Raw genomic sequence first — 8,817 nt, forward strand, 5'->3', positions numbered from 1 at the left:
GGTGTTCAATACGTCGCACCGAGGGGCGATTTTTTAATGCCTGAAAAAACCGAGTAGCCGAGCGTTTTTACGAGCACGGAACCCTTGAGAATTTTACGAAGGGCAGCAGGAGCAAGGAAATGAGGACGAACACCCCCGACACGAGGAAAGCCGCCCAACTGCCGACGGTCTCCCAGAGCCAGCCCGCCAGCCAGCTCGCGGGGAGCGCCGCCAGCCCCATCACCAGGCGCGTCGCCCCCAGGATGGTCCCCCGCAGCTCCGCCGGCACCAGCTCCACCGCCGAGCAGCTCAGGGCGGGTTCGAAGAGGCCCGTGCACAGGCCGTATAGAATTAACAGAATTATGGACCACCAGCCCGACGGTCCGAGGAGGGCGACCCCGCAGAGCAGGATGAACGAGAGAAGGGACAGGACCAGGACCGGCCGCCGCCCGAAACGGTCCAGCATCCGTCCTCCCCGGTAGGAAGCCAGCGCGGCCGTCGCAGTCATCGCCAGGTACGTGAGCGGAATCATTCCCGGAGAAACCCCGTTCCTCTCGGCGTAAACGAGGAGCAGGGAGTAGGAAAAGAGGCCCAGGGAGGCCACGAAGACGAAAAGGAGAAAGAGGCGGCTGTTGCGGTCGAGTTGGCGGAGGGAGAGCCGCTTCGGTTCCCGCTTCGCGCGGGATTCGGGGAGGGTCAGGAGGATGACCAGGGCCGCGACGACGCACGGCACGGCGGCGATATAGAAAATCCAGCGGAGCGGGATTGTGTTTACAAAAAGCCAGGCCAGAAGGGCCCCGGTAAAGGCTCCGCTGTTGTCAATCGCCCGCAGGACGCCGAAGGCCCATCCCCTCTTTTCGGCGCCGTAAACGTCGCTCAGCATGGCGTCCCGGGGCGCGCCGCGGACCTTGCCCAGCCGGTCCACCACCTTGGGCCCGATCATCTGTCCCGGCGTCCGGGCCAGCCCGAAGCCCAGCTTGCCAAGCGCCCCGGCCAGGTAGCCCGTCCAGATGAATATCTTCCGCCGCCCGAGCCGGTCCGAGAGGTAGCCCGAGGCCATCTGCGCCAGGGAGACGACGGCCGTTCCGAGCCCGTCGAGAAAGCCGATGAAGGCGGTCCCCGCCCCCAGGCCCAGGAGGTACAACGGCATGATGGGCAGCAGCATGTCCGAGCCCATGTCGTTGAGGAAGCTGGAGGCCGAGAAGGACCGCAGTATGCGCTTGCGCGTTTTGTCGTCGTCCATCTTGGGTTTCCTTCGACCGGGGATGGGTGTAGTATAAAATAGAGCCGAGTGTTGTGGGGTGGTCCGGGTGCGGGAGCGGGATGGCCGAGTTCTTCCATGTTTTACAGACAGCCGCAGCGGGGATTAAAATCCCCGCCCTACATCATCGCACCCTGCGAGGTCTTGGCCGGGGTGCGGGCTGCCACACGAATCGGCCCCCTCTCCCTCTTAGGGAGAGGGTTGGGGTGAGGGTAAGGGTTGGAACGGCGGGGATAGGAATCCCCGCCCTACGTTTCTCCCTCTCCCTGTGGGAGAGGGATTAAGGATTAAGGGTGAGGGCTGCCTTAAAAAAGCGGGCCGACCTGAAGGTCGGCCCCTACGAGTCTTTTTCGCGATTGGGGTTGGGTGTTTAAACGGCGGGGATTCGCCGGGGCGTTACTCGCGTTGCTCGTTTTGCCGGGGGCATAGCTCGCTTCGCTCGGTTTAAATCCCCGCCCTACATTATTCGTTCGCAGGGGCGATTCACGGCATCCCGAAGTACACGCCCAGGCCCACGTAGGCGCTGCTCTCGAACACCTCATCCTTCTTCAACATGAAGCTGTACCCGCCCTGCAGGCCAATTCCCATGAAGGGATTCGGCTTGATTAAAACCTCGACGCAGGGGTCGACGAGCCAGAAGGCGGACTCATAAAGCTCGTAGCGGTACTCGTGGTCCGGGTACTCCTCGACGAGGTGCCGGAAATCGTACCCCCCGGCGCCCAGAAGGACCGGGAGCGAGACGGTGAGCCAGTCGGTGAGCGCGAAGTAGGGCTCGACGGTGAAGCCGCCGAAGCCGACGCCCGAGTCGTTGTTCTCCGCGTCCGCCTCGCCGATGACGGACACGGACCCACCACCGCAGCCGCCGAGGCGCAGCCAGTCGTTAACCGCGCCGAAGCCCCGGCCGCCCAGGACGAGGAAGTGGCCCCCGAAGTTCGACGAGACGTCGGCCAGGTCGTAGAAGTAGTAGCGGACGAAAGGTCCGCCGCCGGCGTAGGAACCGGAGTAACCTCCGTCGGGCCCCACGTCGGCCGAAGCCAAGCCGACGACGAGGGCCAGGATGACCGCAATCCATCTCATGGTGGACCTGCTTTTTTCACGGTTTGGGGTGATTGCCTAAGTCTAGCGTCAAACGGCCGAAGTTTCCGGTCAATCGCGACCCAGCTCGATGCGGGCCGTCTCCAGGCCCAGACGCCTGAGAATCTCCTCCGCCGCGAGGCCGTCCACCGGCTCGGGCTGGAAATCCGCGTTTATCCGGAGCGGGTGGATGTAGGCCCGGCGCGGTTCGTCCCCCCTCAGGAGCACCTCCACCGCAGCCGTTTGGCCTGCGTCGTAGTTCCAGGGCTGATCGAAGACGTAGTTGCCCAGGGAGTAGCAGATGAGCCGGCCTCGGTAGACCTCGATCGGCTCGAGGACGTGGGGGTGGTGCCCGACTACGATGTCGGCGCCCAAGTCTATGGCCGTGTGCGCGAAATTGCGCTGCAGGTTGTTCTCTCCTGGGGCGTACTCGTCGCCGGCGTGGAGGCTGACCACGACCACGTCGGCCTCCTCCGCGGCCCGGGCCAGGTCTTCCCGGAGGAGGTCCAGGCCCCAGGCCGTGTGCCCCGGGGCGTCGTCGGCGGCGACCAGGGAGGCGGCGGCGGCGTACGAGCAGAAGGCGACGGTCAGCTTCGGCGTCGCCACGATGGCGGGCCGGTGGGCCTCCGCCAGATTATGCCCCCCGCCGGACGGCGCGATGCCGTTGGAGCGCAGAAGGTCCACCGTAAAGGCCATCCCCGCGCGCCCCACGTTGCCCGCGTGGTTGTTGGCCAGGGATAACACATCGAAGCCGGCCACCTGGAGCGCCTCCACCTGTTCGGGACGGAGCTGGAACTCGAGGTGGGCCGGGTTCGGATCCGGGTGCTCGCTGAAGAGCGACTCGAGGTTGGCGAAGGCGACATCGGCGTTGGCGGTCAGGAAGAGATTTTGCCGGAAGGGCCAGGCCGTGTCTTCCATCCGCTCGGATTGGTCCCGGACCCCCCGCGCCAGCATCACGTCGCCGCAGAGAACCAGGCTGGTGGTGGCCGTCTCGTGCGGTGGCGTGACTGCGCCGTAGGCTCGAAGCCCGCGTGTGGGTCCGATGAGCTTCGAGCCGAAAAAAAGCCCGGCCCAGACGAGCGCCGAGACCAGGGCCAGGGCCACCAGGGACATCCACCAGGGCGGAACCCTTCGGGTCATGGGTTGCTCTCGGTCAGCCCGCCGCCGGAGAGCCTCAGGTTGCGCCAACATTCGAGCGGCTCGGATGCGGTGAGGAGGATGCCGCAGGAGACAAGGGGTTTAAACCCCTTGTTCTGCAGAAATTCCAGTACCCGCGCCCCGTGCCCGGCGCCCAGCGGGGCGAGCGCCTGGTCCAGGGCCAGAAAGGCGTGACCCCGGCTGAGCATCGCGCCCAGGTGCAAGAGTTGGTTCTCGCCCGCGGAAAAGGGGCCCTCCCTGCCGAACAAATGTTCGGCGCCGAGGAGACGGGCGATTTCCGCATCTAAGACCCGCGCGCGAACCAGGAGGGGAGCGGGAAAGGGCAGATAACCCACCGGGGCGGCCGCCCGGCCGTCGGGCGGAGAGTAGGGTGTGCCGTCCAGGGTCAGGCCGCCCTCCTCGGGGGAAAGGACGCCGGCCAGTAGCCGGCAGAGGGTCGTCCGACCCGAACCGGGTCCGCCGGTTACGCAGAGGCGGTCGTCCGATGATATTTTCAGGGAATAGCGGCCCAGGGGTGAGGGTCCGCGCCCTTCCAGGAGTAACTCAGCCACGGAGAAGCCGCTCCACGGCCTCGAGCACCGCGTCCGTGCCGACGGCCTCCACGCAGGACGGGCTCGTGTCGCAGGTACGGCGGTAGCAGGGGGCGCAGTCGTAGTCGCTCAGGAGTTTTTCCCCCAGGCCGTGGAGGTCAATCACGGGGGTTCCTACGGCCAGCGCCACGTGTAGCCCCAGAGTGTCGCCGGTGACCACGACGGCGCATTTTTCCGCCAGGGCGGCGAAGCGCAGGAGCGGGTTGTCGCTCCCACCGGACAGGGCGTTGGGGGCCTCCGCCAGGACGTCTATTGTTCGGGCCTCGGCGGGGCCGCCGAGGATTAAAAAATTCCATTCCGGCCGACGGGTCATCAGCTCGGCATAGCGCCCGGGCGGCCAGTTCTTGTTGGCGAAAACCCCGCCCGCTCCGATGTTCAGGCCGACGAGCGGCGCGCCGGGGTCCAGACCCTTTCCTTTCATCTCTCGGTCCAGGATATCCGCCGCCTTCCCCCGGTCCTCCTCGGACGGTCGAAGCTCGTAGGGCTCGCCCTGGTAGTCCAGAGTCAGGGCCTCGGCCAAGAGCTCCTGGTACGACCGGGTGTTTTTGGAAAATTTTTCCTCGTCGTCGAGTCCCAGCCGCCAGTAGTACTCCGCCTCCGGGTTGGAGACCACGAGGGCGCCGCGCCCGTCGTGGGTGAACCCCCACCGCTCCCCGGCCTCCACCGAGAGGCCCAGCCCCGTGGCCGCGGGCTCCTTGTCCAGGACATACACGGCGTCGAAACGCCGCCCGCGCAGGCCGACGACCGTTTCGAGGTCCAGCGGCAGGGCCCGGTCAACCAGTGGCTGATTCGCCACCAGGTCCAGGGCCTTGGGATGGGTGACCCAGGTGAGGAAGGCGTCGTCGCCGTGACGCCGCCGGAGGGAGGGTAAAAGGGCGGTGGTGCGCAGGACGTCGCCCAGGGCGCCCAGCTTTACCACCAACACTTCCGCGCCGCGCGGGGCGTGGTGCGGGCAGTCCGGGCACAGGCGCTTGAACCGGCAGGGCCGGTCGCCCAGATACCAGCGGCAGTCCGTGCGGGCGTACCACTCGGTCATCTTCCGCCTCGGGGTGACTCGGAGAAGAGCGTCACTGGGCCGGTCAATGGGGGATGTAGGGGGAGAGCCCGTACTTTTCCTGGAGCTCGGAGGCCGTCTTGGCGGCCTCATCCAGGTTGTGGAACGGCCCGACCCGGACGCGGTACAGCGGCTTCTCGTCGGAGGCCAGCGGCTCGACGACATAGGCCGTATACCCGTCGGCGCCCAGCTTGTCCACCAAGCCCTGGGCGTTCTCCGGATTACCGAAGGCCCCCACCTGGACCGAGTAGGTCACGTTGCCGTCGGTGGAAGCGGTCCCCGTCTCGGTGTGCTGGCCGTTGCCCTCCATGATTTTAACCAGCTCGGGCGGGAGCTCCAGGGGCTGCTCTTTGGGCGTCTCCCCCTCGGCCACCTCGTTCGGCATGACGACGAGATCCCCTTCGCTGGTGTAGAAGACGAGCTCGCGGGTGTTTTCCCCGTTGGGGTTCACGTCGGGGGCCTCCACGAGGACCTCCTGGGCGTCCTCACCCTCGTGGGTGACTTTTTCGCAGGTCTGGGTGAGGAGAAAGGTCCCGCCGGCGACGATTATCACCAGGGCCAGGATCAGCCCGGTGAAAGCGATCCCGGTCTTTTTCCTCGTGGGCGGCACCGGTTCACCGTACTGGAGATTATCCACGGCCGACCTCCTGGCAGAGCTCGAACGCCGTCGTGCCGAGCCCCAACTTCTGCGCCTCGACCAGCTGGACTCCCGGGTCCACGTTCCGATATATAAAACGGAATTTGTCCTGTCCGGGTTCCGCGCCCTCGGCCGCCGAGCCGGGGATGGCGGGGGCTTCGTTGACCAGTCGCCAGCACGCGGCGTCCACGGCCACCGGGTCGGTGCCGGCCAGGATGCCCAGGTCGGGCACCAGGGGCGGCCCGTTGAAGGGGTAGCAGTCGCAGGCCGGGCTCACGTCGGTGACGAAGTTGACGTAAAAGACTTTCCCCTTGAGTGCTCTCGTCAGGGCCGCGGCGTACTCGACGATGCGCCGTTGCACCTCGACCGGCGCCTGGTCCCAGCGGAAGCGGATGGCGTTCTCCGGGCAGGACATGAGGCAGTGGGCGCAGCCGGTGCAGCTCGCTTCCCGGATCGCGGCGGTCCCGTCCTCGATTTCTATCGCGCCGGAGGCGCACCACTCCAGGCATAGGCCGCAGCCGGTACAATTTTTTGCGTCCACAAAGGGCTTCGATTGGTTGTGCATGTAGAACTTGCCCGCCTTGGTGGCGCAGCCCATGCCCAGGTTCTTGAGCGCACCGCCGAATCCGGTCACCTCGTGGCCCTTGAAGTGGCTCAGGCAGACCAGGGCGTCGGCCTTGGCCACGGCGGCGGCGAGATGCACCGGCGGGTTCCCCTCCACGGGCGACGGGACCGTTACCGCTTCGTCGCCCTTCAACCCGTCGGCCGGGAGGAAAGGCGCGCCGACATTCACGCTCGCGAAGCCGTGGCGCTCCGCCGTGCGCATGAGGTCCAGCCCGTTGCGACGCCGGCCGGTGTAGAGGGTCGTCGAGTCGGTCAAGAACGGCTTGCCCCCGAGCTCCCGAATCAGGTCCAATACCGCCTCCGTGTAAGGGGGGCGGATGTAGGCCAGATTGCCCGGTTCACCGACGTGGAGCTTCACCGCGGTGATGTCGCCCTTCCCGATGATCTCCGGCAGGCCGGCGGCTCTCAACATCGGTACGAAGAGGGCCAGGGAGCTTTTCCGGCGGCTCTCGGTCAGGCTCAACAGGTGTACCCGGGAGGACAACCTCACCTCGCTTTTCGGCGATTATAGCGGCAAAACGGGCTACTGTAAAGCCGTGACCGCCCAATACAAAGGCGGTCCCGACGGGCCGCCTCCCCCACCGAACAGACGTTCGGTTCACCGCTCGTCCTCGGGCGGTACATCGCCGAGCCAGTCGTAGTCCTTCCCGATGCGGAAGAACCCCGGGAATTTCTCGAAATCCTTGAGGTCATCCTCGGCGGTCTTGCCCAGGAGACCCACCCGGACGAGCTCGAAGACGATTTTGCCGAAATCCAGCGGCTTCTTGACCCCCCATTCGGCGAAGACCTCGCCGGCGAGCGGTCCGAAGTGGTTGCGGCCCAGTTCGACCAGCCCGGCGAGGAGCTCCTGTCCCGTGATGTGCCGCGGCTCGGAGAGGCGACCGACGATATGCCCCACCGCGGCCAGGACGAAGCGGTAGGCCCGGTGCGAGTAACTCTGGTCGAGGTTGCCGAAAACCTCATCGAACTTGTCTAGGGGCTCACTCATGGCGTGGTAAGTCTACCCGATGCGGGGACCGGGGGCAAGGGCTTACCCCCCGAAGGGGTCGTCGAACCAGAGCCGCCCCAGGCGGAAATGGGCGAACATGACGAGGGCCGCGCTCCAGCCGGCAAGCTGGACCAGCTCGAAAAAGAAGCGGGTGACGGCGTGGAAATCGGCCATCGCGGTGTGGTCGGCGAAGAGGGGCAGGAGCGCCGGAAGCGCGTAGTAGAGCGGATCCCACACGAGTGGGAGCCCGAAGGAGATTGCGACCACGACGAGCCCTACGCCGATAGCGGCCGGAACCGGCAGGTGCAGCCGGAGGAGATAACCCAGCGACGTCATGAACAGAAGACCGGGGATGAGGAGGAGCACCGCGTCCAGGATGAGGGCGTAAAAACTGCCCGTCGCGGCCCAGAGCGCGACCCCCCCCGTCAGCGAGAGGAAGAGGAGCGCGGTGAGGGCCATGGCCAGCGCGGCCAGGAGACGACCCAGAAGGTACGTGAAGCGGCCCGAGGCCCGGGTGGCGCCGAAGAAGAGCCACGGCGTCCCGGCGGCCTCGCCGGCGGCGTCCACTCCGAAGAAGAGCCCCAGGAGCAGGCCTATCGGGAAATAGGCCAGCGACTGGAGGTTGCGGGTGAGGAGGATGAGCTGCTGGCCCAGCGGAGCCTCGATGATGCGCCCCGTCAGAGCCAGGCCGGCGACGATGAGCGTGCCGAGCCCGACCAGGTAGGCCAGGAGGAGCCGCCGCCGTCGGAGGGCGTCCACGACGCCGTAGGTAAACCAGACCCCTAACATCCGCCACCGTCCAAGTACAGGCACGAGGACGGTCCCAGCCACGCCGGGAGGAGCTCGAAGATTTTTTGCCGGATGCCGGCGTCCAGACCGTCCAGGGGGTTTTCCGCCAGAATCAGCACCGGCTCCGCGGCGAGGGCCGTCGCCAGGCCGAGCTTGACCCGATCCGGCCAGCTCAGCGTTCCCGACGGTCCGTTCCCGTTCGGCAGCCCCAGCGGGGCGAGCAGCCGCTCCGGGTCGTAGAGCCTCGACCCGCCCGTGCGGGCGGTCAGAAGAAGGGCCTCGGCGGGGGTGAGGGAGGGGAAGGGCGGTTCACCGAGCCAGACGGCGACGCGGTTTCGCGGCGGCGTGTCCTGTACGACGAGGGTGACGGGAGGCGCGGAGCCCGGCACCCAGCCCTCGGGGGGCAGGAGCATCCGCCCCCGGTGGCGCCGGGCGGTCACGATGGCCCGGACGAGGGAGCGGCGCTCGCCCCGGGGCAGGGTGAGCGTGACGAGACCGCCGGCCGCGAGGCTCAGGTTGAGCGGTTCCTGGGTGGGGCTGGCGACGAAATCCACCAGCTGGAAGACAGGCGCGTCGTTCAATGGGGACCCCGGTTGTTCAATGCCCGTGGTCCTTGTCCCAGCAGCACTTCTTGTACTTCTTCCCCGAGCCGCAGGGGCAGGG

Annotated in this window: 10 protein-coding genes; all 10 read right to left on the bottom strand. The window is 66.7% G+C overall.

The annotated features are described in order from the left end of the window. Positions 1–67 precede the first annotated feature (67 nt). A complete protein-coding gene (locus tag NTW26_06635) occupies positions 68–1,222 on the bottom strand; it encodes an MFS transporter (GenBank protein MCX7021932.1) in 1,155 nt (384 codons plus the stop codon). Positions 1,223–1,723: 501 nt separating this feature from the next. After that, on the bottom strand, positions 1,724–2,317 hold the full coding sequence (locus NTW26_06640; GenBank protein MCX7021933.1) for a hypothetical protein: 594 nt from the start codon (positions 2,315–2,317) through the stop codon (positions 1,724–1,726). 69 nt (positions 2,318–2,386) lie between these two features. Then, on the bottom strand, positions 2,387–3,454 hold the full coding sequence (locus NTW26_06645; protein ID MCX7021934.1) for a CapA family protein: 1,068 nt from the start codon (positions 3,452–3,454) through the stop codon (positions 2,387–2,389). Beyond that, complete coding sequence (locus NTW26_06650) at positions 3,451–4,023, bottom strand: ATP-binding cassette domain-containing protein (protein ID MCX7021935.1); 573 nt, start codon at positions 4,021–4,023, stop codon at positions 3,451–3,453. The genes NTW26_06645 and NTW26_06650 overlap by 4 nt, the downstream gene beginning before the upstream one ends. Next, positions 4,016–5,098, bottom strand: a complete 1,083-nt coding sequence (locus tag NTW26_06655; protein ID MCX7021936.1) for a glycosyltransferase family 9 protein — start codon at positions 5,096–5,098, stop codon at positions 4,016–4,018. The genes NTW26_06650 and NTW26_06655 overlap by 8 nt, the downstream gene beginning before the upstream one ends. 43 nt (positions 5,099–5,141) lie before the next feature. After that, entirely contained in the window at positions 5,142–5,753 is a 612-nt protein-coding gene (locus NTW26_06660) for an SPOR domain-containing protein (protein MCX7021937.1), read from the bottom strand. Continuing rightward, on the bottom strand, positions 5,746–6,861 hold the full coding sequence (locus tag NTW26_06665) for a DUF362 domain-containing protein (protein MCX7021938.1): 1,116 nt from the start codon (positions 6,859–6,861) through the stop codon (positions 5,746–5,748). Before NTW26_06665 ends, NTW26_06660 begins: the two co-directional genes overlap by 8 nt. A 114-nt stretch (positions 6,862–6,975) precedes the next feature. Next, positions 6,976–7,365 (bottom strand): hypothetical protein, encoded by a 390-nt coding sequence (locus tag NTW26_06670; protein MCX7021939.1) that lies wholly within the window; start codon positions 7,363–7,365, stop codon positions 6,976–6,978. A gap of 42 nt (positions 7,366–7,407) precedes the next feature. After that, complete coding sequence (locus NTW26_06675; GenBank protein ID MCX7021940.1) at positions 7,408–8,154, bottom strand: hypothetical protein; 747 nt, start codon at positions 8,152–8,154, stop codon at positions 7,408–7,410. After that, positions 8,148–8,735 carry a hypothetical protein gene (locus NTW26_06680; GenBank protein MCX7021941.1) on the bottom strand — a complete coding sequence of 196 codons (588 nt, stop codon included), beginning with the start codon at positions 8,733–8,735 and terminating at the stop codon, positions 8,148–8,150. Before NTW26_06680 ends, NTW26_06675 begins: the two co-directional genes overlap by 7 nt. Positions 8,736–8,817: the final 82 nt, after the last annotated feature.

The sequence above is a fragment of the bacterium genome (assembly GCA_026398675.1).
Classification (GTDB): Bacteria; RBG-13-66-14; RBG-13-66-14; order RBG-13-66-14; family RBG-13-66-14; genus RBG-13-66-14.

Excerpts from the sequence above, each read along its gene's own strand:
- NTW26_06645 (MCX7021934.1), bottom strand. The coding sequence starts at position 3,454 with ATGACCCGAAGGGTTCCGCCCTGGTGGATGTCCCTGGTGGCCCTGGCC.
- NTW26_06675 (MCX7021940.1), bottom strand. The coding sequence starts at position 8,154 with ATGTTAGGGGTCTGGTTTACCTACGGCGTCGTGGACGCCCTCCGACGG.
- NTW26_06670 (MCX7021939.1), bottom strand. The coding sequence starts at position 7,365 with ATGAGTGAGCCCCTAGACAAGTTCGATGAGGTTTTCGGCAACCTCGAC.
- NTW26_06655 (MCX7021936.1), bottom strand. The coding sequence starts at position 5,098 with ATGACCGAGTGGTACGCCCGCACGGACTGCCGCTGGTATCTGGGCGAC.
- NTW26_06635 (MCX7021932.1), bottom strand. The coding sequence starts at position 1,222 with ATGGACGACGACAAAACGCGCAAGCGCATACTGCGGTCCTTCTCGGCC.
- NTW26_06640 (MCX7021933.1), bottom strand. The coding sequence starts at position 2,317 with ATGAGATGGATTGCGGTCATCCTGGCCCTCGTCGTCGGCTTGGCTTCG.